The following is a 23,184-nucleotide window of genomic DNA, read 5'->3' on the forward strand; positions in this document are numbered from 1 at the left end:
AAGCCCGCTCCCACAATAGGCTTCTGTCAGCCCTTGGCCGGCGATGTGTCTTTGACGTCGGCCGGAGTCGGGGCCATTTGCAGGTGCAGGCGCTCACCGGAGTACGGCGAATGCTTGCGCACCACGTCCATGTTCAGCTCCACGCCCAGGCCCGGCTCGGTGGACGGGATGATGTAACCGTCCTCCCACTGCAACGGCTTTTTCAGGACCTCGGCATGGAAGCCGCCCCAGGTCTCGATGCTTTCCTGGATCAGGAAGTTCGGCGTGCAGGCCGCAAGCTGGAAACTTGCCGCTGCACCGATCGGACCGTTGTACAGATGCGGGGCGATTTGCGCGTAATAGGCTTCGGCCATACTGGCGATCTTCTTGCCTTCGAGCAGGCCGCCGCAGCGCGCCACGTTCATCTGCAGAATCGACGCGCCGCCGGCCTGCAACAGCTTGAAGAACTCGTACTTGGTGGTCAGGCGCTCGCCAGTGGCAATCGGAATGCTGGTCTTGGCCGCGACTTGCGCCATGGCCTCTTCCTGTCCCGGTGGCACCGGCTCTTCGAACCACAGCGGATCGTACTTCTCCAGGCGTTTGGCCAGGCGAATCGCCGAGGACGGCACCATTTGCCCGTGGGTGCCGAACAGCAGGTCGCACTTGTTGCCCACCGCTTCGCGGATTTTGCGGCAGAAGGTTTCGCAGCGCTCCAGCACTTCCAGCGAGATCTGGTGCCCGGAGTACGCGGTGTAAGGCCCGGCCGGGTCGAACTTCACGGCGGTGAAGCCTTTGTTCATGTTTTTAATCGCGCACTCGGCCGCGAGGTCCGGGTCGTCGTAGTCGTACTCGCCACGGCTGTTGACCGGGTACAGATAGGTGTAGGAACGCAGGCGTTCGTGGACCTTGCCGCCGAGCAATTCGTAGACCGGTTTGTTCGCGGCCTTGCCGATGATGTCCCAGCAAGCCATTTCCAGACCGCTGACCACGCCCATCATGGTCAGGTCGGGACGTTGGGTGAATCCGCTCGAATAGGCCTGACGGAAGAAGCGCTCGATGTGGTGCGGGTCCTGATTCAGCATGTAGCGTTCGAACACGTCTTCGATGATCGGCAGCATGGCTTTGGGGCCGAAGGTCGCGGCGTAGATCTCGCCGACGCCTTCGATGCCGCAGTCGGTCTTGAGCTTGACGAACAGCCAGTACATGCCGCCGATGTGCGGTGGCGGTACGGCAACGATATGGGTTTCAAGGGCGACGATTTTCATCTCAGGCACCTGTCTTGTTCAAAGATTTGCGATTGATCCGGGCACGCAGGGTCACGGCAGCCAGGGTGCCGATCAGACCGATAGCGGCGATGTAGCCGAAATAGAGCTTGTAACCCAGGGCGCCGGGGAAATGCTCAGTGAGGTAGCCGTTGATCAGCGGGATAAACGCGTCCGGCATGTAACCGACCACGGAGACGATGCCGATGGCCAGTCCGGTGATGCGCAGCGGAATGTTGCAGCTGTCGAGGATCGCCCAGTACAGACCGCGAATCGCGTAGGTCATCAGGCCGATGAAAATCACTGTCGCGATCAGCAGCCCCATGCTGTTGAGCGCCGGGAATACGATCAGGCCGACAATCGCCAGACTCGCCAGCAACAGCGCGACGATCAGCACCGAGATATTCGAAAACTTGTCCCCCAGCCAGCCACCGCCGATGCCACCGATCGGGCGCATCCACAGTTTGATGGTGGTGATGGTGCCGGCCATCACGGCGGTCAGGCCGCTGCCTTGCAGGTAGTCCGAGAAGCTGTAGGTGGCCCAGAAGATGTGATAACCGCAGAACACGATCGCGGTGACCAGCCACAGTTCAGGGATCTTCACCAACGTTGCCAGATCCGTGAACAGGTTGAACTTGCCCTTCTCCACCGGCGGCGTGTCCTCCATCGACTTCGGGTCCTTGATCAGCACCAGCACACAGCCGATGGCGATACAGGTGAAGGCGTAGAGGTAAACCACGTGCTTGAAACCTTCGGCGGTGGACTCGCCACGGGTTTCAGTGGCATAGGCGAACAGCCCCAGCGCAACCGTTGCCAACAGCGCTTCGACCAGTCCGCGACCACCATCAAGGATGCCGAAGAAACGGCCCTGCTCGGTGTGATGAGCAATCATCTTTACGCGCTTGAGCACCGAGGCCCAGAACGTCAGGCCGGTGGTCAGCCCCCAGCAACCGAAGATGATCATCAGCCCGGTCATCGACGGCGCGGTCGAGTACCACAAGCCCAGCACGCCGGTGGCCACCAACGAGAAGAAAATCAGGAAACGCGGCGCGATACGGTCGGCCAGCCAGCCGCTCGGCAAGTAGCTGAGCAGGAAAATCGTCCCCAGCATCGAGTACAGATAACCCAACTCGCTGTGGCTGATCTGGAACACCTCGAGCATGGTGGTCTGGTAGACCTGACGCAGGTACAGAATCGGATAGATCGCACCGGCGGCGAGCACCAGCAACATCAGTTGGAAATAGCGACTTCCCTTGTCGCTCTGGCTTTTCGAAGCCGAATCGGAACCCTGAACAGCGGCAGCAGAGGATGCATGCTTGGACATTGAAGTGACCTCGGGCGACCCGTGCTCCGGGCGCCCCTGATAATTGTTTTTATAGGTGTAGCGTGAGGCGTGTTGCGGTAGATCAGTACTTCATGACCACGAGTCGGGTCTGGGTGAATTCGAGCATGCCGTGCTTGCCGTCATCGCCGCCCAGGCCCGAACGTTTCCAGCCGGCGTGATAGCCCTGATATGGATCGGCCGGGGTGCGATTGACGTACAACTCGCCGGCCTCGATGGCGTTGGCGACTTTCTGCGCGGTACGGTAGTTCTCGGTGTAAAGCACCGACGACAGGCCGAACTGGTGGTCGTTGGCCATGGCCAGCGCTTCGTCGATGTCGCGGTACTTGAGCACCGGCAGGACCGGGCCGAAGATTTCTTCCTGGACGATTTCCATGCCCTGGCGGCAACTGCTGAGCAGCGTTGGCGGGTAGAAATGCCCCGGGCCTTCGGGCAGCACACCGCCGCTTTCGAGGACGGCGCCGTCGGCAATCGCGCGCTCGACCATGGCGTGGATGTTTTTCTGCGAACTGGCGTTGACCAGCGGGCCCATCAGGCTCGCGTCTGTGGCGCGGTCGCCGAACTTCACGGCGGCGATCTTCGCTTTGAGCAATGCAAGGAAACGGTCGTAGACGCTTTCCTGCACATAGACCCGCTCCACCGCCGTGCACAACTGGCCGCAGTGAGTGGTTTTGGAGGCGATGATTGCGCTCGCGGCCGCTTCAAGATCGGCATCGGCCTCGATGATTGCCGGAGTCTTGCCGCCCAGTTCCAGCGACGGCTTGGCGATGTTGGCCTTGCAGTAATCGAGGACGATACGCCCGGCGTTGACGCTGCCGGTCAGGGTAATCAGGCCCACGGCTTTATGGGTGCAAACGGCTGCAGCGGTGGCGTGATCCATGGTCAGGATGTTGATCACACCAGCCGGCATGCCCGATTGCTCCACGGCTTTGGCGATTTCGAATGCCGAGGTCGGGGTGTTATTGCTCGGACGCACGACCACGGTGTTGCCGGCAATCAGCGCCGGAGCGATTTTGCGCAGCAGGGTGTAGACCGGGTAGTTGAACGGAATCAGGCACGCGACGACGCCAATCGGCTCGCGGTGCAGAAACAGGTTTTCGTCGGGGCTGTCGCTGGGAATGATCTCGCCTTCGATACGACGTGCCCATTCGGCGTGGTAACGGGTGATCTGCGCGGCATAACGGGCTTCGTTGCTGGCGTCGCTCAGGCTTTTCCCGGACTCGGCGGCCAGTGCAGCGCCGATGGCTTCGGCGCGATCTTCAAGGGCCGCTGCAAACGCTCGCAGGTGCTCGGCGCGTTCGATGCTGGTGAGTTTGCCCCAGGTCTTTTGCGCCTTGGCGGCGGCATCGACTGCCGCCGTGGCCTCTTCGGCAGTAGCGGCCGACACCTGGCCGATCAACGCTTCGGTGGCCGGGTTGTAGACCGCGATCAGCGCCGCGCTGGCCGGCTCGATGAAGTGGCCGTTAACAAAATTTCGCTCGACTCGCATGTGCATCGCCCATCGTTTGTTTTTATCGATGCCGCCAGTCTTGTCATCGACAGCAAGTTCAACAAACGATTTATCCGGCGATCAAACATTCGAAAAAGGCACGTTACTCAGGAAATCGCGGTTGACGGCTCAAGTTGGCGCTGCGCCAGCCAGATCTCTTCCTGCAACCACTGACTGAACGCCTGCAATTGCGGCATCTGCGTCTGCTCCGGGCGGGTCACCAGCCAGTAGGACTGGTGCCCTTCCACATGCACGTTGTGCACCTGAGTCAACTGCCCGCTGGCCAGCTCGGAGGCGACCATGTGCCAGTCGGCAATGGTGATCCCCAGGCCATCGACCGCCGCCTGAATCGCCAGGTCCAGCAAGTCGAATTCATAACCGCCCTGGGTATCGACACCGCTGATGCGCGCCGCATCGAGCCAGTGTTTCCAGGTCAGGTAGCGCTGATCTTCGCGGGCCAGCACATGCAGCAGGGTCAGGCGATTGAGGTCGATGCCCTGATCGCCGCCCTCCCGCGCATACAGGGTCGGCGCGCAGACGGCGATGTGCCGCTCCTGAATCAGCAGCGAACTGTCGAGCCCGTCCCACTCGCCGTCGCCAAAACGGATCGCGCAATCGAGGGTGCTGGTTTCCGCGAGGCTGTCCTGCAAGCGGGTGGTGATGCTCAGTTCCAGCTCCGGATGCTGCTCGCGCAGGCGCCCCAGGCGCGGCATCAACCAGCGGCTGGTGAAGGTGGGCGGCGCGTTGATGTGCAGGCGATTGGCGTGGGTTTTCTGCTGGATGCTGCGCACGGTCAGTTCGATCTTGTCGAACGACTGATGCAGCGCCCGCAGCAGAATCTTGCCGGCACCGGTCAGTTCGAGATGGTGATGGCGACGCTCCAGCAGGCTCTCGCCGAGCTGTTCTTCCAGCTGCCGTACCTGACGGCTGACCGCGCTCTGGGTGACGTTGAGCAACTCGGCGGCGCGGGTGAAGCTGCCGGTGCTGCCGGCCACTTCGAATGCTTTGAGTGCATTCAGGCCGGGCATTTTGCGTTTCATACAAGGCACTCGAAAACCACTGGCAAGGTGCAAAGCATCCCACGATGCGGGCGAATTGTCCTACAGGATTTTCCGAGTAACATGCATTCGATGCAGGTTTCCCCACCGTTTTTATCGTTTGTTCTACAGCAGACGGATGGCAAAACTGCGCGGCATCTCTAATAAAAACAATCGAGAGCCGCTCCATGCCCTTCCCTGCATCTTTGCGCCTGCGCACCACCTCCATCGCTCTGTTCTGCAGCATTGCCGCACCGGCCATGGCGGTCCAGGTCACCGACAATCTCGACCTTGGCGGCGCCATTCGTGCCCGTTGGGACGTGGACCCGGATCGCGACATTCAGAAGTTCGGCCTCGACACGGTGTTCCTCAGCGCCAAGTACAACTCCGACTCGTGGATCGGTGAAGCGCAGTACCGCTTTTACGGCCGCTCCTACCCGTACCAGTACACCAAGAACTACGGCGATATCCGTTTCGCCAAGTTTGCGTGGGTCGGCTACAAGTTCAACCCGGACCAGCAAGTACAGGTCGGTCTGAACACCGTGCCGTTCGGCTTGCAGCCGTACTTCGGCAGCACGTTTTACGAAACCCTGGGCAACGTCATCGGTCTGGAAGACGTGCAACAGGTCGGCGCCAAGTACATCCAGCAAAGCGGCGACTGGAACGTTCAGGCCGGTTATTACCTGCGTCCGGCCTGGCAGGGCAAAGGCACCAGCAAAGGTGTGACCTACTCCAGCGCCGTATCGGGCGCCGACAGTTACGTGGCCGACGGCAGTGACAACCAGGAACGCAACACCGTGGTGCTGCGCGTGGCCAGGTCGCTGGATCTGGGGTCGTGGAAGTCCGAAGTAGGGATCTCCGGCCTGACCTCGACCCTCGAAAACAAAGACACCGACAATGACGGCCGACGCAACGCCGTAGCCGTGCATTACCTGGGCAAGAACGGTCCGTGGGGCGTGCAGCTACAGGCGGCGCGGCAGCAGATGTCGCCACGCAACGCCGGCACCGATGAACTGGTGACCCTCGGCGGTTACGACGGCACTTACAACGTGGCCAGTCGCGGCAATCTGTACGTGGCCGACCTGAGTTATGACGTCGGCGGCAAATACCTGTTCGATCAGGTCAGCGGGATCAAGCTGTACGCCAACTACAGCGCCTTCGACAAGTCTGCCAGTGGCTTCAAAACCTCCGAGCGGATGATCCTCGGCACCTCGTTTTCCGTGAGTAAATTGTGGGTGGCCACAGAGTGGTTGTTCGGCAAAAACGATCCGTACATCGGGGGCAGCAGCTACACCCAGAGCCTTGGCGCGGGCGGGCTGGATCAGTGGGAGAACCAGTTGTATGTGAACGCCGGTTACTACTTCTGATCCAGCTTCGTTTTCGCCCTTCAAATTGCTTTCGCGAGCAAGCTCGCTCCCACAGTGGATTTGTGTCGTACACAGAACTTGTGGGAGCGAGCTTGCTCGCGAATGCGTCTGCTCAAACAACACTTGCATCCGCCCATCACCGATAGTCAGATAGGCCCCACTCAAAACAACAATAAACCGCCCGATCCGGAGTACCGTCTCCATGCGTCAACTGCCCTCGCTCAACACCCTGCGCGTGTTCGAAGAAGTCGCCCGTCATCGCAGTTTCAGCCAGGCCGCCATCGGGCTGAACGTCACCCAGGGTGCGGTCAGTCGCCAGATCAAACAGCTTGAAGACTACCTTGGCGTGGCGCTGTTCGTGCGCACGCCTCAAGGGCTGTCGCTGACCGAAGCCGGCAGCAATCTCTCCCCGCATCTGGCCGAAGCCTTCGACCACATCGAACGCTCCCTGCAAGCAGTGCGCGTGCCCAATCTGCGCCAACGCTTGAAAGTGCTCGCACCGCCGACCTGGGCCACCCGCTGGCTGTCGCCACACCTGCGCGCGTTCTGCCAGCGCTACCCGGACATCAACCTCAGCGTGACCAACCAGATCGGTCATGACAGCCTCACGGAAGTCGATTGCCACATCCGCTTCGGCCTCGCGGCGGCGCCCCACTGCGTCAGCCAGTTGTTGGTGATGGAACGGCACATCGCGGTGGCCAGCCCGGAACTGTTCAACGGCGATCAACCGCCGGATCTGAAGCAGTTCCCGCTGCTGCATATCCTGCACGACGGCAAGCGCTTGAAGGTCTGGGAAAACTGGCTGGCGGCCATGGGCCGGGACGACATCGATGCCGGGCAAGGACTGGAATTCAGCACCCTGGATCAGGTGATCCACACCGCCCTCGCCGGTGGCGGTCTGGCGGTGATCGACCGGCAGATGATCGAAAAAGAACTGGCCAACGGCAGCCTGCTGCCGATCACCCCGATTGAGGTGATCGGCCCTTATGGGTATTGGCTGGATGTGGCGAATGACAAACAGGGGCTGTCGAAGGTGAGGCTGTTTACCGAGTGGCTAGGGGTTGTCAGCAACCCCTGACCTGCACTCATCAGACGGGGGTCGCGACTTTGCCGACCGGCCCCACTCCAACCTCCACCGGACTCTGCGCCTTGCACGCCTGACTCAATGTCAGCGACTTGGTCTCCGGCGCCCACGCCCACGACAGCAACGCACCAATCCCCAGAATCGCCGCAAGAATCCCCATGGTCGGGCTCAACCCGATCCCCGCCACACTCACCGGCAACAGGAACGTACTGACCGCCGAACCCAGACGACTGACCGCCGTCGCCAGGCCAATCCCGCTGGCCCGCACTTCCGTCGGGAAGCTCTCCGCCGGGAACACGCCCACCAGATTGCTCACCGCCGACAGCACCAGCGTGAACACGCCGAACACCAGCACCATCAGCCACGCCGCGCTGCCCGGCAACACCGCCAACAGAAACAACGCCACCGCCAGAATGATGAACGAGTTGATCAGGAATCCGCGTCGGGTGAATTTGATCGTGCACCAGATGCCGATCAACGCGCCGAGGATCAGCAGCATGTTGAGCATCAGCTCGGTGCCGAAGCCTTCGGCAAGGCCCATCTTCTGCAGGATCGACGGCAGGAAGGTGTAGATGGCGAAGTACGGCATGACGATGCAGACGAAGAACAGGCAGTTGAACGCCGTGCGCTTGCGGTATTCGCGGCTGAACAGCACCGCATAGCCCGAACGGGTTTCGCTGGAGCGGGTTTCATCCAGCTCGACGTTGTCGCCCAGATGCTTTTTGACGATGGCACGGGCTTCCGCCACCCGGCCCTGATTGACCAGCCAGCGTGGAGATTCCGGCGTGCCGATCCGGGCGATCAGAATCAACGCCGCCGGGATCGCCGACGACGCCAGCATCCAGCGCCAGGCGTCATCACCGAGGCTGAGCATGGCGGTGCCGACGAAGGTCGCTGCGACGTAGCCGAAGGTCCAGATCACGCTGAACGAACCCAGCAACACGCCACGATGTTTCTTCGGTGCGAATTCGGCGAGCATCGCGTGACCGACACTGAAATCCCCGCCCAGACCGATGCCGATCAGCACCCGGCAGAGGAACAGACTCATGGCGGTTTCGACGTAGAACTGCATCACCGAAGCGAGCGTGATCAGCACAAAACTGACCAGGAAAATTTTCTGCCGGCCGACCTTGTCCGAGATCCAGCCGAAAAACAGACTGCCGAGAAACAGACCGATCAGCGCCGACGCGCCGATCAGGCCCTGCCAGAACGCGTCGAGCTGCATCTGCGGGCTGAGCAAGGTGAATGCGATGCCGATCAGGCCAAGGATATAGCCGTCGGTGAAGTGCGCGCCGAAGGTCAGGCCGGCGATCTTGATGTGGAAGCGCCCGATGGGCAGGTCATCGATCTTTACGGGTTGAGCGGACATGTTCGTCTCCAATTGTTGTTATTGACGGAGAAACGGAAAGCTCTTGCTGGTTTTTTGTGGGAGCGGGCTTGCTCGCGAAGGCGGTGTGTCAGTCAACATTTGCTCCAGCTGATCCACCGCTTTCGCGAGCAAGCCCGCTCCCACATGGAGATTTCAGTGAAGGTTCAGAGGCCGCCTATCAACAGGTATTTGATCTCCAGATAGTCATCCAGACCGTACTTCGAACCTTCACGCCCAAGGCCCGATTCCTTGATGCCACCGAACGGTGCCACCTCCGTGGAGATGATCCCTTCGTTGATGCCGACCATCCCGGCTTCCAGCCCTTCGGCCATGCGCCAGACGCGGCCGATGTCGCGGCTGTAGAAGTACGCCGACAGACCGAACGGCGTGTCGTTGGCCCGCGCCAGCACCTCGGCTTCGTCCTTGAAACGGAAGCACGCGGCCACCGGGCCGAAGGTTTCGTCCTGGGCGATGAGCATGTCGCCGTTGGCTTCAGTGAGGATGGTCGGTTCGTAGAACGTGCCGCCCAGCGCATGACGACGACCGCCGCACAACAGCGTGGCGTCTTTCTCCAGCGCATCGCTGACGTGGGCTTCGACTTTGGCCAGCGCAGCGGCGTTGATCAGCGGACCCTGCTCGGTGTCACCGTCCAGCGCACTGCCCACGCGCATGGCCGCCACGGCTTCGGCGAGTTTGCCGGTGAAGGCTTCGTAGACGCCGTCCTGAATGAAGAAGCGGTTGACGCACACGCAGGTCTGCCCGGTGTTGCGGAATTTCGAGGCCATCGCGCCTTTGACGGCCGCATCGATGTCGGCGTCGTCGAAGACAATGAACGGCGCGTTGCCGCCCAGTTCCAGCGAAACCTTTTTCAGGGTGTCAGCGGCCTGGCGCATTAGCAGTTTGCCGGTGCGGGTCGAGCCGGTGAACGACAGCTTGCGCACCACGCTGGACGCTTGCAGCGCACCGCCGATGGCCACCGCGTCGCCGGAGACGATGTTGAACACACCGGCCGGAATCCCGGCTTGCTCGGCCAGAACTGCCAGGGCGAATGCCGACAACGGGGTTTCTTCCGACGGCTTGAGAATCATCGTGCAACCCGCCGCCAGCGCCGGGCCGACCTTGCGGGTGACCATCGCCAGCGGGAAGTTCCAAGGGGTGATCGCGGCGACCACGCCGATGGCTTCCTTGGTCACGATGATCCGCGCATCGGCCTTGTGGCTCGGGATCACATCACCGTAGGCACGCTTGGCTTCTTCACCGAACCACTCGAGAAAACTCGCGGCATAGACCACTTCGCCCTTGGCTTCGGCTAGCGGTTTACCCTGTTCGCGGCTGAGCAAGGTCGCCAGGTCCTGCTGGTTGGCGAGCATCAGATCGCTCCAGCGTTTCAGGCGCTGGCTGCGCTCCTTGGCCGTGAGTTTGCGCCAGGCCGGCAAGGCACGATTGGCGGCCTCGATGGCGAGGTTGGTTTCCTCGGCGCCGGCCTTTTGCACGTCGGCGATCAACTCACCGTTGGCAGGGTTGCGCACCGGATAAGTGGCGCCACCCTGGCCCCACTGACCGTCGATAAAGTTGCCGTGACGGATCAATTCGCTCATGCCACCGCCCCCTGCAACGTGAAGCGTTCCAGTCCCGGACGCGCCGTGCGCAGGATGCGTTTGCCGGCGGTGTAATCGTTGATCACGTCGCACGGGGTGTAGTTGCGTTCCAGTTCGTGCAGCTCTTCCGCATCGAGTTTGGTTTCCAGCGCCGCCAGTGCGCTGTCGAACTGCGCAGTGGTGTCGGCCCCGACCAGCATGCAGTCCACACCCGGATGATTGGCGACCCAGGCTTGGGCGATCTGCGCGTTCGACACGCCACGGGCACGGGCCACGCGTTGTACCGAATGGGCGATCTCGAACGAGGCTTCGTCGCTGTACATCTGCTGGGTGAAGAAGTCGGTCTGGTTGCGGGTCGATTGCACGTCACCGGTCAACAGGCCACGGGCCAATGGACTGAACACCGAGACGCCGATGCCCTGATCGCGGCAGAACGGAATCATCTCGCGCTCTTCTTCGCGGTAGGCGCAGTTCAGTTGCAGCTGCATGTTGATCGGCTTGACCCAACCGTTGCGCTCGCAGGCCATGAGGATTTTCGCCAGTTGCCCGGTGAGCATGGTCGACACGCCGATGTAACGCGCCTTGCCGGAACGCACGATGTCGTTCAGCGCGCCCATGGTTTCCTCGACCGGGGTGTTCACGTCGAAGTAATGCAGCATGAACACGTCGACATAATCCATGTCCAGACGCTTCAGCGAGGCATCGATGCTATCCATGATGTGCTTGCGCGAATGGCCGCTGGCGTTGATGCCGTTGCGGGTGCCGTAGCCGACTTTAGTGGTGATCACCAGGTCTTCACGACGAGCCAGACGCTTGACGATGCGCCCCACCACTTCTTCGCCGACACCGGCGGAATAGAAGTCCGCCAGGTCGATGAAATTCACGCCGTTGTTCAGCGCGTGAGCGACGATCGGCTCGCTTTGTTTTTCATTGAAGATCCACGGCTTCCAGTCCGGAGTGCCCATGTTCATGGTGCCCAGGCACAGGCGGGAAACTTGCAGGCCGGAGTTGCCCAAACAGATGTATTGCATGGCGCGGACCTCAGGCTTTCGGCGTGTAGAAAGGGTTGCTGATGTGGTTGACCACATCCTTGAGCTGCGCGGTTTCCGGCTTGCCGGTCAGGGCGGCGCGGATCGCGGTGCGGCAGGCGTTGTAATTGTTCAGGTAGACCGCATCGAGGTCATCGCACGCCGGGTTGACCCAGTTGGCGGTGACGATCGCCCACTCGTCTTCGGCTTCCGACGGCAGCGTGCCGTCGAGCAGTGCTTCGAGCACTGCCTTGGCGATACCCGCCTGAGATGCACCCCACGTCGCGTTACCGTGCAGGTCGCTGCTGATCGCAGCCTTGTTGACGTACAAGGTCATCGGCTTGACCGGGATGTTCGGCTGGGCGATCACCATGAACGGGCAATGGCCCTGGCTCGGCGACGCCAGACTGTTGGCGAACGCCTGCCCTGCCGGACCGTTGCGCGGGCCGATAAGGATATTGATGTGCGCGGCGTTCACGCCCGGGCCTTCGAAACCTTCACCGATGTACAGGTCGAGTTCTTTCATCATTCATTACTCTTTGCGATGCAGAGGGATTTTTTTGGGGCGATCGACAGCTCACGCGGGCCGGATGGCCAACGGGATCAATAACGGACGAGGGGAGACGCGAAGGGACAATCGGGACATGGCTGCAAACGCTCTCTGGTTGTTATTGATGAGCTGTGTTTGCGATTTTTTAACACCGGGGATCGGGCCGGCCGTAACCATTAAAAATCATGGGGCAATGACTTTTAGTCATAGCCTTTATGCAGGTAAAAAAGGGCAGGCGAAAAAAATCCCGCTCGAAAGCGGGATTTTTGAACGGCTCTGATTACGCGACGATAGGAATCATCGGATCCGCAGCCGCCAGCGCAATGGCACGGTCAGCCGCTGGTGGGTAGATCCACTGGGTGTTGATCTGGGTCTTGAGCGACTTGCCCTCCTCCTTGACCAGTTTCACCTGACGATCCCAGCCTTCGGTGTACACCGCGCCCCAGGCGCCGAGGTCGAGGCAGGTCACGTATTTCGGCTGGCTGTACGGCGTCGGGTCGACACCCAGAATCTGCGCCGCGACGTTGTTGCCGGCGTGACGACCGAGGGAAATCGCGTGCTGGCAGGTCATCAGGGCGAAGTTGCCGATATCGTCAGTGGCGGCATAAGCCACGTCGCCGGTGGCGAAGATGTCGTCCTGGCCGATGACTTTGAGGTTGGCATCAACGTGCAGACGGCCCTGACGATCACGCTCGGCAGGAATCTGTTCGGTCAGGGAGCTGGCGCGCACACCGGTGGTCCATACCACGGTTTTTGCCTCGATGCGCTGGCCGTCCGACAGGGTCACGCCATTTTCATCGACCGACAGCACCGACACACCCAGTCGCCATTCAACGCCCAGTTCTTCGCTCGCTTCGGCAATCGACACGCTGATGGCTTCGCCCATCGAAGCGCCAACTTTCTGCGCACGGTCAACGATGATCACTTGAACGTTGGCTTCGTCGCCCAGCACGGCCCGCAGACGCGCCGGCATTTCAGTGGCGGTTTCGATACCGGTGAAACCACCGCCGGCGACCACCACGGTGTTGCGTGCCTGGCTTTCAGGCTGGTCGATCAAGGATTTCAGGTGGTTTTCCAGGCGGATGGCGGCTTCGATCTGGTCGACGTCAAACGCGTATTGCGCAACGCCCGGGGTGTCCGTCAGGGCCAGGCCGCTGCCGGAGGCCAGCACCAGTTTGTCGTAATTGAACACCTGTTGCGCACCGGCTGCGTCGGTGTAGCCCACGGTTTTCGCCTGTACGTCGATGGTGTTCGCCGCGCCTTTGATGAAGTTGACGCCGACTACGTCGAACAGATCGCCCAGCGGCGCCGCCAGCGTGTGGGCATTCGGCTCGTAGAAACGCGGACGAACGCGCAGCTCGGCCTGCGGCGCCAGTACGGTCACGTCGATGTTGTCCCGATTGTGAATATCAACCAGACGCGTGGCGCTCAACGCCGTCCACATGCCACCGAAACCTGCGCCGATTACCAGAATGTGCTGTTTCATTGTTCTCTCCAGGCACGAAGCCAAGTCACTGAATGAGGTTGAAGGATTCACATCATCGGGAGCGGACACGTCTGTATTTTTCAAGAACGCGAAAGGCTGCTCACCGGATAACGGCGACTGTATTGGTCGCCTTTAATTCCGACAAGTCAGATTTTGTGATGATTAGCATCGAAAACTTCGATAGCTTAAACCGAGTCCACCCACCCTCCACAACTCATTGATTTAGCTAAAAACCAAGAAAACCGGGATCCTGATGGCCAATCATCTAGGATGCTCTCTATTTGTTTTCCACAAAAACCTGATAGCATCGGCGACAAATACAGTCGGAGATAGTTATGTCGCTTTACAGTGCGGGGGTCGAGTACGGCATTCACTGCCTGGCCTTTCTGGTAGGCAGCGGAGGTGACAGTCGTGAAGCCAGCGTGCGCGATCTGGCAGAGCTGCAAGGGGTGCCGCTGGATTATCTGGCGAAGATCTTCACCAAACTGGCCAAAGGCAAACTGGTGGAATCCACCGGCGGCGTGCGCGGCGGCTTCACCCTGGCGCGTCCGGCAGACGAAATCACTCTGCTCGACATCGTCAATGCCATCGATGGTCGCAAGAACATTTTCGAGTGCCGGGAGATACGCGGACGTTGCGCACTGTTCGACGGTTCACCGCCGGACTGGGCGCTGGACGGCATCTGCTCGATTCACGCCGCGATGATGACCGCGCAAAAGCGCATGGAGGAAGCCCTCGCCCAGCAGACCATTCTCGACATCGCCAGAAAGGTCGGGCGCAAGGCACCGGCAGGGTTCAACAGCCAGGTGGAAGACTGGATGCAGGATCGCCGGGAAAAGAAAACTGGTGGCGCCGGCATTCCACTCACCGACATCTCGGACTGAACTCGATCAGCAGGCAAAAAAAGCAGAAACCGATAAACGGTTTCTGCTTTTTTCATTTCAACATCACAAGCAATCTCGCACCGCTTTGCGCAACGATCCCGACTTGGCCCATGGTGGCCCCTGATACAACGACACACGACTGCCATCCTTCCATTTCACGATATCCAGAATCTCGTCGGCGGTCACGATACTCGGCGCAGTGATGCGGTAGCCGTTGGAAATCCCCATCTGTGAGGTTTTCGGGACATCCTGCTGCCATAGCGGCAACACGCAGGCGGCGTAGTCTTTGGGAGCCTTGCCACTGATCTTGCTCACGTTCGGTTCGCCCGGCACCAGCGAGGTCGGCAATGAACAACCGGACAACACTGCCAGAAGCAGCCCCCCGATCAACATCCGCATGGTGATTCCTTCATCTGAAAAAACGCGAATGTACCCTGTAACTGTTCGGACATCCATCGTAGCGCTCTGCCTGTATTCCCCGAAAACCGGGCCATTCAGCTCACTGACAGAAGCCCCTTGACCCGCTCCGGAAAAATGCAGCTACTCTGTTTTACCGAGAATGTTCCGGAGGTGATCATGCGGCTCAATGAATACGAACACGAACTTCAGCGTGACCTGCAAAGCGTTGCATCGGACCTGAGATGGTCGGCAGTCGATCTCAAGCGCATCGCCGATCAGCTACGCAAATCGGGCAACGAAGCGGATGCCCAGGCGGTGCTCAGATCCTGCGAGGTGCTGCAAAGCGATGAAGAACGCCTGCAACTTTACGCCCGGGAAGTGAAAGCGCGCGCCATCAGCCGAACCAAAGTCCACTGAGCATCACCCTGCCCACAGCAAAAAGCCCCGGACAACCGGGGCTTTTTCTTCACAGACCTTCAGTCTGCCTTACGACCGCGTGCGCGGCTTTTGTACCCCGGCAGCGCGGCGGCGTACGCCAGCGCTTCCTCGCGACTGGCAAACGAAGCGAGCCGGTCACCCTGCGTGCAGACCCGCCACGGGCCGTTGTTGACGCTGAGTACGTCGTAGCCATTCATATGCATTTTATTCAGCATCGCCATGCTCATAGGCACCTCCTGTCTTCTAACGAACCTTTCCACCTTACACCCGCAACGCACTGCGGTGCCGACCGGACGTCGCACCGAGGCCGCGTCAACTCTCCGGCACTTTTTCGCCCTCCAGGCACTCAGAAGCTCTAAACCGGCAGCGGCCCAAATATTGCTAATTCATGACAGTTTTATGACAAACGGCAATCGGGTAACACATGAAAGTACGAGCCACCGTCATCTGCGAGCAGGATCGACACATTCTCCTGGTGCGCAAACCCAAGTGCCGCTGGACGCTTCCGGGGGGCACCGTCGAACCGGGCGAAACCCGCGCGCAAGCCGCCGCCCGTGAGCTCCAGGAAGAAACCGGGCTGGACAGCGATGACATGCTTTATCTGATGGAATTACAAACCGGCAGCACCCGCCACCATGTGTACGAGGCGTCGGTGCTGAATATTGACCAGGTGCGCCCGCTGAATGAAATCGTCGACTGCCTCTGGCATCCGCTGGATGCAGTGCAGAATCTGAACGTCAGTGACGCCACGCTGAGCATTGTCCGCGCCTTTCAGCGACGCCTTTGACCCTCAGCCGGCGAACGCCCGGCGCCCGGCATTCATTTCCGTGCGCAGCTCACCAATGAAATTGGAGATGTCACGAATGGTGACCAGATGCTCCGGAGAAACTCCATTGAGCAACAGGTCAACACGCCCGCTGCCGGGTTCGTAAACCTTGATCTGCAAGAGCCCCTGCGCCGTTTCGGTGCAATCGCAATACAACGGCGAAAAGCCGGATTCGACGATGCGGCAAATGTCGGCAATGGCAATCATGGGGGCACGCCTCACAGGCGCTGGCTTGGGCGACCCGTTGAGCATAGATGAGCTTTTACCGCATTGCTCCCGCCGCCCGCTGCAAAATTTGCCAACCGCTTCACATCTTCAAATCGCCGCTCTCAATGGGCGTTGTGATCCCAGATCCAGTTCCAGATGCCCGGCAGATTTACCGGTTTAGACGACTCGCCCACCGTACGCGCCAGCGCGGCTTTTTCCAGCGCCGCGCGATCGTCATAGAACGGTTTGTCTGCCAGTCGCACACCGGTGGCGGCGGCGCTATCAAGCAGAATCTGCAGGTACTCGCGGGCGTGACGGGCGGTGTAGCGATTGAGATCGTGGAAGGTCACCACCACCGGAATTACCCCGTCCACTGTTGGCAATTCGCCAAGGGCAATCCGTTCCCGGACTTCCGACAATTGACGCAGCATGTTCGCCCGCCGCCGGGGGCTGGCGTTGAAGCCCCAGATCTTGCCATCGTTGGCGCTCAGGTCGGTCAGCAACACCTGCATGTAGTGCTGCTGATAGGCGGCGAAGGTGCGTTTGTCGTAGTTCCAGAACGGCGGGCGCAGCAACGTTGGCGGCTCGCCGGTAATCGCCGCGATGTCCGCCGAGCCGTTGGTCAATGAGGTTTCGAGCTCATCCGGGTCGAGCAATCGATGATTGGTGTGCCAATGGGTGGCGGTGTGAAAGCCCAGAATGTGCCCCTCAGCGTGCTCGCGGCGCATGACTCGCCGGCCGATCTCGCTGTTGCCCGCTCGCGGTGCGCGGGTCTGGACGAAAAACACCGCTTTGATCCCCGGTTGCAGCGGGTTTTCCTTTAGGCTGTCGAGCACGGTATCGGTGGGGTTGAAAAAGCTGGAGGCGCTGGGGCCGTCATCGAAGGTCAACAGAAACCGTACAGGCGCTTGGGCCTTGAGCCGGGTCTCGGTCTGCGCGGTCATTTCGATGGGAGCGGCGATGCACCCGGCCAACCCGACGGCCACCGCCATCGCGCAGAAAAGCTTGAACCACTGTGTCATGTTTTGCCTTGAGCCCGACCGTTGCGGTCATGTTGTCGATTGGCAAAACTCCTTCGCCGCTGCTGCCTCCCTGCGACCCATCGAGATGGGCCGAGGTTGGATAAAGATACACAGGGTTTGGTTCCGGCGCTCGCTCAGCGTGCCAATGCCTGTTGAAACGAGCTGTCGATGATCCCTGCCGTGGCCAGCGGTGCCGGCAGAGCCTTGACCTTGAACAGGAAGTCGGCGGTGCTTTGCAGATCGGCGGCGGCCTGCTGATCCACCGGGCCGATCGTCATGTGCGCCTGGCGTAACCAGTGTCGCGAGACTTGCTGATCGAGGTTGGCTTTCTTCGCCCACAAGTCAGCGTATTCGTCGGTGTGGCTGTCGACCCAGGCCCGGGCCTGCTTCAGGCGCCCGAGAAAATCGGCGATCGCTTCACGCTTGCTGTCGATGGAAGGCGCGGATGCGGCGATGGCGCTCAAGCCCGGCATCAGGTTTTTTGCGGTGAGAATCGGTCGTGCACCGGAGAAAACGATCTGCTGGGAAATGTAAGGTTCCCAGACCGGGAACGCGTCGATGCTGCCTTGCGGTAGCGCCGCCGCCGCATCAATCGGCATCAGCTTGACGAAGTCGACGTAATTATCCGGCAAACCGCCCTGCTCCAGCGCCCGCAAGGTCAATTGCTGACTCCAGGCACCTGGCCAATAGGCGACTTTTTTGCCCTTCAGGTCCTCGATGGTTTTCACCGGAGAATCCTTGGGCACCAACAGGGCGATGGTGTCCGGGTTCTGCCGCGAAACACCGATCAACTTCACCGGCGCCTGCTTGGCGGCCAGAAACAGAAATCCCGAATCCCCCAGAAAACCCAGATCCAGTGAACCGGTCTGCAACGCCTCGGCCAATGGCGCGGCGGCCTGGAAGTGTTTCCAGTCAACCGTGTAAGGCGCGTCCTTCAGTACGCCGGACGCCTCTATGGACGCGCGGATGTTGTAGTAATTCTGGTCGCCGACGTGCAGGACCAAAGGTTCGGCAGCGTAGGTCAATGGCGTGGCAAACAGTGCGCTGGTCAACGCGGCGCGTAGGAAACGTGAGAGCTTCATGGCGAGTCCTGCAGATAGGATTTTTATAGACCATAACGCTCTTACAAATCGAGTTTGAAATTCGATTTGCGCATAAGCTCAGCACCTTCCCGCCTCACTGTTGGCCGAGCAACAGTGGCGCGTCACAGTGTTTTCCCTGCAACACTTCCAACCTGCAAAACCGGCGTCAGCCCCCGTAAATACGGGACAGGGCGCACATGGCACAGAGCCTGCAATATTCCATTCATGCAGGAAGCATTCGATAAAAATATCTTTTGGACATAAGAACCTGTTGCCGTGCCGGAGCGTGCCCATGAAATCCCTCTTACCCTTTTCCCGCGTCAAAACGCTGCTCGCGGCCTGCGCAGTAGCCCTGAGTCTGCAACCGCTCACCCACGCCGCCGAAGCACCGCCGGCCGAGGTGCATCTGGATTACGCCTATTACTCGCCGGTCAGCCTGGCGCTCAAACACCTGGGCTACCTGGAGAAAGCCCTGCCCCAGAGCAAAGTCAGCTGGGTGTTGAGCCAGGGCAGCAACCGTTCGCTGGAATACCTCAACAGCGGCGGCGTGGACTTCGCCTCGTCGGCCAGCCTCGCTGCCGTGCTCAGCCGCGCCAATGGCAGCCCGATCAAATCGGTCTACGTCTACAGCCGCGCCGAGTGGACTGCGCTGGTGGTGCGCAAGGACTCGCCGATCCAGTCCGTCGCCGACCTCAAGGGCAAGAAAATCGCCGCCACCAAGGGCACCGATCCGTACCTGTTCACCCTGCGCACCCTGCAACAGGCCGGGCTGAAAAAGGACGACGTGGAACTGGTGCACTTGCAACACCCGGACGGCCGCACCGCGCTGGAGAAAGGCGATGTCGACGCCTGGGCCGGCCTCGATCCGCACATGGCCGCCAGTCAGGTGCAGGCCGGTTCGCGCCTGCTGTACCGCAATCGCGACTTCAACAGCTACGGCGTGGTCAGCGTCACCGAGCAATACGCAAAGGAGCACCCGCAAACCATCGACACCGTGATCAAGGCCTATGAGCAGGCCCGCGAATGGTCGGTGAAGAACCCGGACGAATTGGCAAAATTGCTCGCCAGCGAATCCGGCCTGCCACTGGACGTGGCCAAGCTGCAACTGTCGCGCACCGATCTGAGCAGCCCGCAACTGACCGCCAAGGACGTGCTGGCCTCGAAAGCCGCCGCGCCGATTCTGGTCTCCGAAGAACTGGTACGCCGTGGGGTGAATGTCGATCAGGTTATCGATCAATTGATCGACACCGGTTTCCAGCAAGTCGCCACCGCCCAGTAACCGATCAGGCTCACAACAACTCCGCGCCCGTCGCGGATTTGTCGTGAGCGGAGACCTGCCCATGAGCAACGACTTGCCCGCCCGCATCGCCTTGTCGGCACCACGGCGAAAACTCCTACTGCTGAATCCGCTCTGGCGTCGGCGCCTCAAAGGCCTGACCCTGCCATTGCTGATCGTGATCGCACTGGAATTTATCGTACGCATCGGCTGGCTGCCGTCCTACCAGATACCCGCGCCAAGCGAGATCGCCCTGACCCTTACCGATTTGGCCGAAGGCGCCTTGTGGAAGCACATCGGCGCCAGCCTGATTCGCGTGCTGCTGGGGTTTGCCATCGGCGCGAGTCTGGCGCTGGTGTTTGCCGCGTGGGTCGGTCTGAGCCGCGAAGCCGAGGCTTATCTGGAACCGACCTTCGCCGCGCTGCGTTCGATTCCCAGCCTGGCCTGGGTGCCGCTGTTGCTGCTGTGGCTGGGGATCGACGAGACCTCGAAAATTGTCCTGATCGCCATCGGCGCGTTCTTCCCGGTGTACGTCAACGTGGTCGCGGCGATCCGCAACATCGACCGCAAACTGGTGGAAGTCGGGCATATCTACGGCTTCAGTGCGTTGCAACTGGTGCGACGTATTCTGTTACCTGCGGCCCTGCCCGGCCTGTTCACGGGGTTGCGCAGCGGCATGAGTCTGTCATGGATGTTTCTTGTGGCGGCCGAACTGATCGCGGCGACCAAAGGGCTGGGTTATTTGCTCAGTGACGGTCGCGAAACCTCGCGGCCGGACATCGTGCTGGCCGCGATTATCGTCCTGGCGCTGCTCGGCAAACTCAGCGACGGTTTGCTTGCGGTGCTGGAGCGTCGCTGGCTGGTCTGGCGCGACGCGTTCACCGGTCAGGGCAGCAAGGAGTGAACCGTGCAACTAAGCTCAAATCTTCAGGCAGCTGCCGGAGGGTCGGCCGATGTGCGGAAGACTGTCGCAATACCGGGGCATCCACGATTTCGTCGCGGTGCTGAGCATTCCCGATGCGTTGATCAATCACGTCGGTGATGCCCCACTTTGCCATTACAACGCCGCCCCCACCACGTCGCTGGCAATCCTGCACCAGCACGACGAACGCATTTACGCCGACAATCTGCGCTGGGGCTGGCGCCCGCACTGGGCCACGGACCGCGCTGCACCGATCAATGCCCGACTGGAAAAAGTCGCTCACAGCCCGTTTTTTCGCGCGATCTGGCGACGCCGATTGATCGTTCCGGTCGACAACTGGTTCGAGTGGGTCGACGCACCGGACAATAGCCGACAACCGTGGTTGATCCGTCGGACTGACGGACAACCGGTTTTCTGCGCAGCAATCGGACAATTTCCTACACCTGATAATCAGGCCAGGGACGACGACGGATTTGTGATCATCACCGCCGACAGTGAAGGAGGCATGCTCGACATTCATGACCGTCGCCCGATCGTATTCTCTGCCGAACGCGCGCGAGAATGGCTCGATCCAGCCACGCCCACAGAACGCGCCGAGCAAATGCTGCTGTTTGAAGGGGAGCTCAGTGAAACGTTTCAGTGGCACAAAGTCAGCAAAGCAGTGGGTAACTCCCGCAATCAGGGCGCAGAACTGATTGAAAAAGTCATTTAGATAAATTCTTCCATGGTGCGTTATCAAAAACAGCAACTCGTGGTGTGATTCTTTTGCGTTACAAGCGGTGTTTCATCCACGAGACAGATATTTTGAAACACACGTTCGAGCGAACTAACCGCCTGTCTGACATTTCAATCGTCATACATACATTTTCAAACTCAACGGATAGCATGCGCGCCGCATTTCCAGTTGGCATACCAGTTGACCAAAGAGTCAGCAAAACCAGGAATATCCCCACAAACTTTACAAGCCTTGCAGAGAACTAAGTTGCGCGACGATTTTGCAATCAAACAGGTCAGCGGCCTGGAGTGTATTCATCTGTCCTCGACAGAACGCTTTCAACTCGACTGTTTTATCGGCCACTACATAAAGACTCGAAACCTGCGTGACGTACCCGATATCGACCGCATCCTGCGCGCCACCCTCGAAAACTATCCCTGCCACCCGCCAGTGATGGTCAACGAGTTGAATGCCTGGATCGACAAGACCTTGGGTTATCGGGCCTCCCACCCCGATTTCACGCAGCTGGAAGATCTTTGATGAAACGAAAAGCCCCGCAATCGCGGGGCTTTTTCGTTGTGGCGTTCAGGGTTTCAGCGGGCGTTCCTGATCACGGTCGGACAGTTCGCGGCTGTCGTCGTGCTTCCAGGTCTGTTCTTTATGCTTCTCCCGCTCGATCTCTTCTTCGCTGGGTTCTTCTTCATCTTCGTCGGGACGTTTTTGCTCGGTTGCCATGTTCACCTCGCTTTTTGAGTTCATCCTTAAAGCGTAGAACACCTGCAACTTAAAGCCACCAGCGCAACAGAAAGAAGAACGCCATGCTCAATAGCATGCTGATCAGCGTGCTGCGGGTATAAATCACCAGTCCTACAGCCACTAACGAGCTGATCAAATAAGGATTGTCCCACTGCAGATTCAGTTGTTTCTCCGGCATGAACACAATCGGCCCGCAAATCGCGGTCAACATGCCCGGCACGGCAAAACCGAGAAATTGCCGCGCGTTGCTGCTCAGACGCACCGGCAGGCGCGGTTCGAGAAACACGTAACGGTTGAGGAACACCAGAATCCCCATGCCGATAATCACTGCCCAGACCATCATGTGCGCTCCCGATACAGCTTGTTGCAGATAAACCCTGCGGTCATTCCCGCCAGTCCCGACAGCACCAGCGCCGAGCCCCACTGCCAATAGCTGAACAACACCGAGCAGAACAGCGACACCGCCACGCAGACCACCGTCGGCACATTGCGCACCACCGGGGTAATCAGCGCGATGAAGGTGGCGGCAATCGAGAAGTCCAGCCCCAGGTGTTCAAGCCCCGGAATACTGCTGCCGAGCACGATGCCGGCCAGGGTGAAGAGGTTCCAGGCGATATAGAACGTCAGGCCGACGCCCAACGCATACCAGCGATTGAACTGCTGACGGTCGTGCTGACTGGTCAGGGCGAACAGTTCATCGGTGAGCAGAAAGCCCAGACCGATTCGCCAGCGCCCCGGCAACGGCGAAATCACGTGGCGCATGCTCATGCCGTAGAGCAAATGTTGCGAAGTTAGCAGCAAGGTCGTCAGCAGAATCGAGAAAATCCCCGCGCCGCCCTTGAGCATGCCGATCGCCACCAGTTGCGCGGCGCCGGCGAACACGATGCTCGACAAGCCTTGCCCTTGCAGTGGCGTGAGGTTGGCTTCGATCGCCATGGAGCCGGCCAGCAGCCCCCACGGCGCGGTCGCCAGGGATAACGGCATGATCGCCGCGGCGCCGCGAAGGAAGGCACTGCGCGGCATTAATGAGTCAGACATAACACGCTTCAATCGTGAGACAAGACCC

27 protein-coding genes are annotated in these 23,184 nt (G+C 60.0%); 10 read left to right on the plus strand and 17 right to left on the minus strand.

Annotated features, from left to right (window positions below):
• Positions 1-26 precede the first annotated feature (26 nt).
• The 4 genes from CAF63_RS10660 to CAF63_RS10675 all read right to left on the minus strand — a co-directional run bounded on the left by CAF63_RS10660 (position 27) and on the right by CAF63_RS10675 (position 5,112).
• Entirely contained in the window at positions 27-1,244 is a 1,218-nt protein-coding gene (locus tag CAF63_RS10660) for a mandelate racemase/muconate lactonizing enzyme family protein (RefSeq protein WP_085687813.1), read from the minus strand.
• Between the two features lies 1 nt (position 1,245).
• Positions 1,246-2,565 (minus strand): nitrate/nitrite transporter, encoded by a 1,320-nt coding sequence (locus tag CAF63_RS10665; RefSeq protein WP_085687811.1) that lies wholly within the window; start codon positions 2,563-2,565, stop codon positions 1,246-1,248.
• 82 nt (positions 2,566-2,647) lie between these two features.
• Positions 2,648-4,072: an aldehyde dehydrogenase gene (gene aldA, locus CAF63_RS10670; protein WP_085687831.1), complete on the minus strand. Its 1,425-nt coding sequence runs from the start codon at positions 4,070-4,072 to the stop codon at positions 2,648-2,650.
• A gap of 107 nt (positions 4,073-4,179) precedes the next feature.
• Positions 4,180-5,112 carry a LysR substrate-binding domain-containing protein gene (locus CAF63_RS10675; RefSeq protein WP_085687809.1) on the minus strand — a complete coding sequence of 311 codons (933 nt, stop codon included), beginning with the start codon at positions 5,110-5,112 and terminating at the stop codon, positions 4,180-4,182.
• A gap of 185 nt (positions 5,113-5,297) precedes the next feature.
• On the opposite strand from CAF63_RS10675, the gene CAF63_RS10680 reads away from it, so the two are divergent.
• Both CAF63_RS10680 and CAF63_RS10685 read left to right on the plus strand, forming a co-directional pair.
• Positions 5,298-6,476, plus strand: a complete 1,179-nt coding sequence (locus CAF63_RS10680) for a hypothetical protein (protein WP_085687807.1) — start codon at positions 5,298-5,300, stop codon at positions 6,474-6,476.
• Positions 6,477-6,678: 202 nt separating this feature from the next.
• Entirely contained in the window at positions 6,679-7,554 is an 876-nt protein-coding gene (locus tag CAF63_RS10685; RefSeq protein WP_085687805.1) for a LysR substrate-binding domain-containing protein, read from the plus strand.
• 10 nt (positions 7,555-7,564) lie between these two features.
• On the opposite strand, the gene CAF63_RS10690 is transcribed toward CAF63_RS10685, so the two are convergent.
• The 4 genes from CAF63_RS10690 to fae form a co-directional block, all read right to left on the minus strand.
• Complete coding sequence (locus tag CAF63_RS10690) at positions 7,565-8,929, minus strand: MFS transporter (RefSeq protein WP_085687803.1); 1,365 nt, start codon at positions 8,927-8,929, stop codon at positions 7,565-7,567.
• A gap of 164 nt (positions 8,930-9,093) precedes the next feature.
• Complete coding sequence (locus CAF63_RS10695; protein WP_085687801.1) at positions 9,094-10,527, minus strand: NAD-dependent succinate-semialdehyde dehydrogenase; 1,434 nt, start codon at positions 10,525-10,527, stop codon at positions 9,094-9,096.
• The gene (locus CAF63_RS10700) at positions 10,524-11,558 is read right to left on the minus strand and encodes an aldo/keto reductase (RefSeq protein WP_085687799.1); all 1,035 of its coding nucleotides are present in this window, start codon (positions 11,556-11,558) and stop codon (positions 10,524-10,526) included. The genes CAF63_RS10695 and CAF63_RS10700 overlap by 4 nt, the downstream gene beginning before the upstream one ends.
• Before the next feature lie 10 nt (positions 11,559-11,568).
• Positions 11,569-12,081, minus strand: a complete 513-nt coding sequence (gene fae, locus CAF63_RS10705; RefSeq protein ID WP_085687829.1) for a formaldehyde-activating enzyme — start codon at positions 12,079-12,081, stop codon at positions 11,569-11,571.
• Between the two features lie 118 nt (positions 12,082-12,199).
• Here fae and CAF63_RS28375 point away from each other — a divergent pair, with 118 nt between their 5' ends.
• On the plus strand, positions 12,200-12,385 hold the full coding sequence (locus CAF63_RS28375) for a hypothetical protein (protein WP_143492446.1): 186 nt from the start codon (positions 12,200-12,202) through the stop codon (positions 12,383-12,385).
• On the opposite strand, the gene CAF63_RS10710 is transcribed toward CAF63_RS28375, so the two are convergent.
• Positions 12,386-13,591, minus strand: coding sequence for an NAD(P)/FAD-dependent oxidoreductase (locus CAF63_RS10710; protein WP_085687797.1), 1,206 nt, complete (start codon positions 13,589-13,591; stop codon positions 12,386-12,388).
• A 335-nt stretch (positions 13,592-13,926) separates the two neighbouring features.
• Between CAF63_RS10710 and CAF63_RS10715 the strand changes: the two genes are divergently transcribed.
• Positions 13,927-14,475: an Rrf2 family transcriptional regulator gene (locus tag CAF63_RS10715; RefSeq protein ID WP_085687795.1), complete on the plus strand. Its 549-nt coding sequence runs from the start codon at positions 13,927-13,929 to the stop codon at positions 14,473-14,475.
• 63 nt (positions 14,476-14,538) lie between these two features.
• Here the strand turns inward: CAF63_RS10715 and CAF63_RS10720 are convergent, their stop codons facing one another.
• Complete coding sequence (locus CAF63_RS10720) at positions 14,539-14,874, minus strand: hypothetical protein (protein ID WP_085687793.1); 336 nt, start codon at positions 14,872-14,874, stop codon at positions 14,539-14,541.
• A 177-nt stretch (positions 14,875-15,051) separates the two neighbouring features.
• On the opposite strand from CAF63_RS10720, the gene CAF63_RS10725 reads away from it, so the two are divergent.
• Positions 15,052-15,291 carry a hypothetical protein gene (locus CAF63_RS10725; RefSeq protein ID WP_085687791.1) on the plus strand — a complete coding sequence of 80 codons (240 nt, stop codon included), beginning with the start codon at positions 15,052-15,054 and terminating at the stop codon, positions 15,289-15,291.
• Positions 15,292-15,350: 59 nt separating this feature from the next.
• On the opposite strand, the gene CAF63_RS10730 is transcribed toward CAF63_RS10725, so the two are convergent.
• Positions 15,351-15,539 carry a hypothetical protein gene (locus CAF63_RS10730; RefSeq protein ID WP_007950503.1) on the minus strand — a complete coding sequence of 63 codons (189 nt, stop codon included), beginning with the start codon at positions 15,537-15,539 and terminating at the stop codon, positions 15,351-15,353.
• A gap of 197 nt (positions 15,540-15,736) precedes the next feature.
• Between CAF63_RS10730 and CAF63_RS10735 the strand changes: the two genes are divergently transcribed.
• Positions 15,737-16,099, plus strand: a complete 363-nt coding sequence (locus tag CAF63_RS10735) for an NUDIX hydrolase (RefSeq protein WP_085687789.1) — start codon at positions 15,737-15,739, stop codon at positions 16,097-16,099.
• A 3-nt stretch (positions 16,100-16,102) separates the two neighbouring features.
• On the opposite strand, the gene CAF63_RS10740 is transcribed toward CAF63_RS10735, so the two are convergent.
• The 3 genes from CAF63_RS10740 to CAF63_RS10750 all read right to left on the minus strand — a co-directional run bounded on the left by CAF63_RS10740 (position 16,103) and on the right by CAF63_RS10750 (position 18,449).
• Positions 16,103-16,345 (minus strand): DUF1652 domain-containing protein, encoded by a 243-nt coding sequence (locus CAF63_RS10740; protein ID WP_085687787.1) that lies wholly within the window; start codon positions 16,343-16,345, stop codon positions 16,103-16,105.
• Between the two features lie 122 nt (positions 16,346-16,467).
• Positions 16,468-17,367, minus strand: a complete 900-nt coding sequence (locus tag CAF63_RS10745) for a polysaccharide deacetylase family protein (RefSeq protein ID WP_085687785.1) — start codon at positions 17,365-17,367, stop codon at positions 16,468-16,470.
• A 134-nt stretch (positions 17,368-17,501) separates the two neighbouring features.
• A complete protein-coding gene (locus tag CAF63_RS10750; RefSeq protein WP_085687783.1) occupies positions 17,502-18,449 on the minus strand; it encodes an ABC transporter substrate-binding protein in 948 nt (315 codons plus the stop codon).
• Between the two features lie 292 nt (positions 18,450-18,741).
• Between CAF63_RS10750 and CAF63_RS10755 the strand changes: the two genes are divergently transcribed.
• From CAF63_RS10755 to CAF63_RS10770, 4 genes are all read left to right on the plus strand, one after another.
• Complete coding sequence (locus tag CAF63_RS10755; RefSeq protein WP_085687781.1) at positions 18,742-19,728, plus strand: aliphatic sulfonate ABC transporter substrate-binding protein; 987 nt, start codon at positions 18,742-18,744, stop codon at positions 19,726-19,728.
• Between the two features lie 61 nt (positions 19,729-19,789).
• Positions 19,790-20,629 (plus strand): ABC transporter permease, encoded by an 840-nt coding sequence (locus CAF63_RS10760; protein WP_085687779.1) that lies wholly within the window; start codon positions 19,790-19,792, stop codon positions 20,627-20,629.
• Positions 20,630-20,678: 49 nt separating this feature from the next.
• Positions 20,679-21,359 (plus strand): SOS response-associated peptidase, encoded by a 681-nt coding sequence (locus tag CAF63_RS10765; protein ID WP_085687777.1) that lies wholly within the window; start codon positions 20,679-20,681, stop codon positions 21,357-21,359.
• 270 nt (positions 21,360-21,629) lie between these two features.
• Positions 21,630-21,902 (plus strand): hypothetical protein, encoded by a 273-nt coding sequence (locus CAF63_RS10770; protein ID WP_085687775.1) that lies wholly within the window; start codon positions 21,630-21,632, stop codon positions 21,900-21,902.
• Positions 21,903-21,947: 45 nt separating this feature from the next.
• Here CAF63_RS10770 and CAF63_RS28820 read toward each other — a convergent pair whose 3' ends face one another.
• The 3 genes from CAF63_RS28820 to CAF63_RS10780 are packed head-to-tail and all read right to left on the minus strand — an operon-like array spanning position 21,948 to position 23,156.
• Positions 21,948-22,097 (minus strand): hypothetical protein, encoded by a 150-nt coding sequence (locus CAF63_RS28820; protein WP_178081307.1) that lies wholly within the window; start codon positions 22,095-22,097, stop codon positions 21,948-21,950.
• A gap of 49 nt (positions 22,098-22,146) precedes the next feature.
• On the minus strand, positions 22,147-22,458 hold the full coding sequence (locus CAF63_RS10775; protein ID WP_178081308.1) for an AzlD domain-containing protein: 312 nt from the start codon (positions 22,456-22,458) through the stop codon (positions 22,147-22,149).
• Positions 22,458-23,156, minus strand: coding sequence for an AzlC family ABC transporter permease (locus CAF63_RS10780; protein ID WP_045121617.1), 699 nt, complete (start codon positions 23,154-23,156; stop codon positions 22,458-22,460). Before CAF63_RS10780 ends, CAF63_RS10775 begins: the two co-directional genes overlap by 1 nt.
• Positions 23,157-23,184: the final 28 nt, after the last annotated feature.

It is taken from the genome of Pseudomonas sp. B20(2017) (genome assembly GCF_002113125.1).
Taxonomy (GTDB): domain Bacteria; phylum Pseudomonadota; class Gammaproteobacteria; order Pseudomonadales; family Pseudomonadaceae; genus Aquipseudomonas.

Coding starts and splice junctions, on each gene's coding strand:
- CAF63_RS10725 (WP_085687791.1), top strand. CDS start 15,052: ATGCGGCTCAATGAATACGAACACGAACTTCAGCGTGACCTGCAAAGC.
- CAF63_RS10680 (WP_085687807.1), top strand. CDS start 5,298: ATGCCCTTCCCTGCATCTTTGCGCCTGCGCACCACCTCCATCGCTCTG.
- CAF63_RS10730 (WP_007950503.1), bottom strand. CDS start 15,539: ATGAGCATGGCGATGCTGAATAAAATGCATATGAATGGCTACGACGTA.
- CAF63_RS28820 (WP_178081307.1), bottom strand. CDS start 22,097: ATGGCAACCGAGCAAAAACGTCCCGACGAAGATGAAGAAGAACCCAGC.
- CAF63_RS10775 (WP_178081308.1), bottom strand. CDS start 22,458: ATGGTCTGGGCAGTGATTATCGGCATGGGGATTCTGGTGTTCCTCAAC.
- CAF63_RS10750 (WP_085687783.1), bottom strand. CDS start 18,449: ATGAAGCTCTCACGTTTCCTACGCGCCGCGTTGACCAGCGCACTGTTT.
- CAF63_RS10695 (WP_085687801.1), bottom strand. CDS start 10,527: ATGAGCGAATTGATCCGTCACGGCAACTTTATCGACGGTCAGTGGGGC.
- CAF63_RS10765 (WP_085687777.1), top strand. CDS start 20,679: ATGTGCGGAAGACTGTCGCAATACCGGGGCATCCACGATTTCGTCGCG.
- CAF63_RS10715 (WP_085687795.1), top strand. CDS start 13,927: ATGTCGCTTTACAGTGCGGGGGTCGAGTACGGCATTCACTGCCTGGCC.
- CAF63_RS10720 (WP_085687793.1), bottom strand. CDS start 14,874: ATGCGGATGTTGATCGGGGGGCTGCTTCTGGCAGTGTTGTCCGGTTGT.
- CAF63_RS10755 (WP_085687781.1), top strand. CDS start 18,742: ATGAAATCCCTCTTACCCTTTTCCCGCGTCAAAACGCTGCTCGCGGCC.
- CAF63_RS10735 (WP_085687789.1), top strand. CDS start 15,737: ATGAAAGTACGAGCCACCGTCATCTGCGAGCAGGATCGACACATTCTC.
- CAF63_RS10780 (WP_045121617.1), bottom strand. CDS start 23,156: ATGTCTGACTCATTAATGCCGCGCAGTGCCTTCCTTCGCGGCGCCGCG.
- CAF63_RS10665 (WP_085687811.1), bottom strand. CDS start 2,565: ATGTCCAAGCATGCATCCTCTGCTGCCGCTGTTCAGGGTTCCGATTCG.
- CAF63_RS10690 (WP_085687803.1), bottom strand. CDS start 8,929: ATGTCCGCTCAACCCGTAAAGATCGATGACCTGCCCATCGGGCGCTTC.
- CAF63_RS10740 (WP_085687787.1), bottom strand. CDS start 16,345: ATGATTGCCATTGCCGACATTTGCCGCATCGTCGAATCCGGCTTTTCG.
- CAF63_RS10760 (WP_085687779.1), top strand. CDS start 19,790: ATGAGCAACGACTTGCCCGCCCGCATCGCCTTGTCGGCACCACGGCGA.
- CAF63_RS10745 (WP_085687785.1), bottom strand. CDS start 17,367: ATGACACAGTGGTTCAAGCTTTTCTGCGCGATGGCGGTGGCCGTCGGG.
- CAF63_RS10710 (WP_085687797.1), bottom strand. CDS start 13,591: ATGAAACAGCACATTCTGGTAATCGGCGCAGGTTTCGGTGGCATGTGG.
- CAF63_RS10660 (WP_085687813.1), bottom strand. CDS start 1,244: ATGAAAATCGTCGCCCTTGAAACCCATATCGTTGCCGTACCGCCACCG.
- CAF63_RS28375 (WP_143492446.1), top strand. CDS start 12,200: ATGGCTGCAAACGCTCTCTGGTTGTTATTGATGAGCTGTGTTTGCGAT.
- CAF63_RS10700 (WP_085687799.1), bottom strand. CDS start 11,558: ATGCAATACATCTGTTTGGGCAACTCCGGCCTGCAAGTTTCCCGCCTG.
- CAF63_RS10675 (WP_085687809.1), bottom strand. CDS start 5,112: ATGAAACGCAAAATGCCCGGCCTGAATGCACTCAAAGCATTCGAAGTG.
- CAF63_RS10685 (WP_085687805.1), top strand. CDS start 6,679: ATGCGTCAACTGCCCTCGCTCAACACCCTGCGCGTGTTCGAAGAAGTC.
- fae (WP_085687829.1), bottom strand. CDS start 12,081: ATGAAAGAACTCGACCTGTACATCGGTGAAGGTTTCGAAGGCCCGGGC.
- aldA (WP_085687831.1), bottom strand. CDS start 4,072: ATGCGAGTCGAGCGAAATTTTGTTAACGGCCACTTCATCGAGCCGGCC.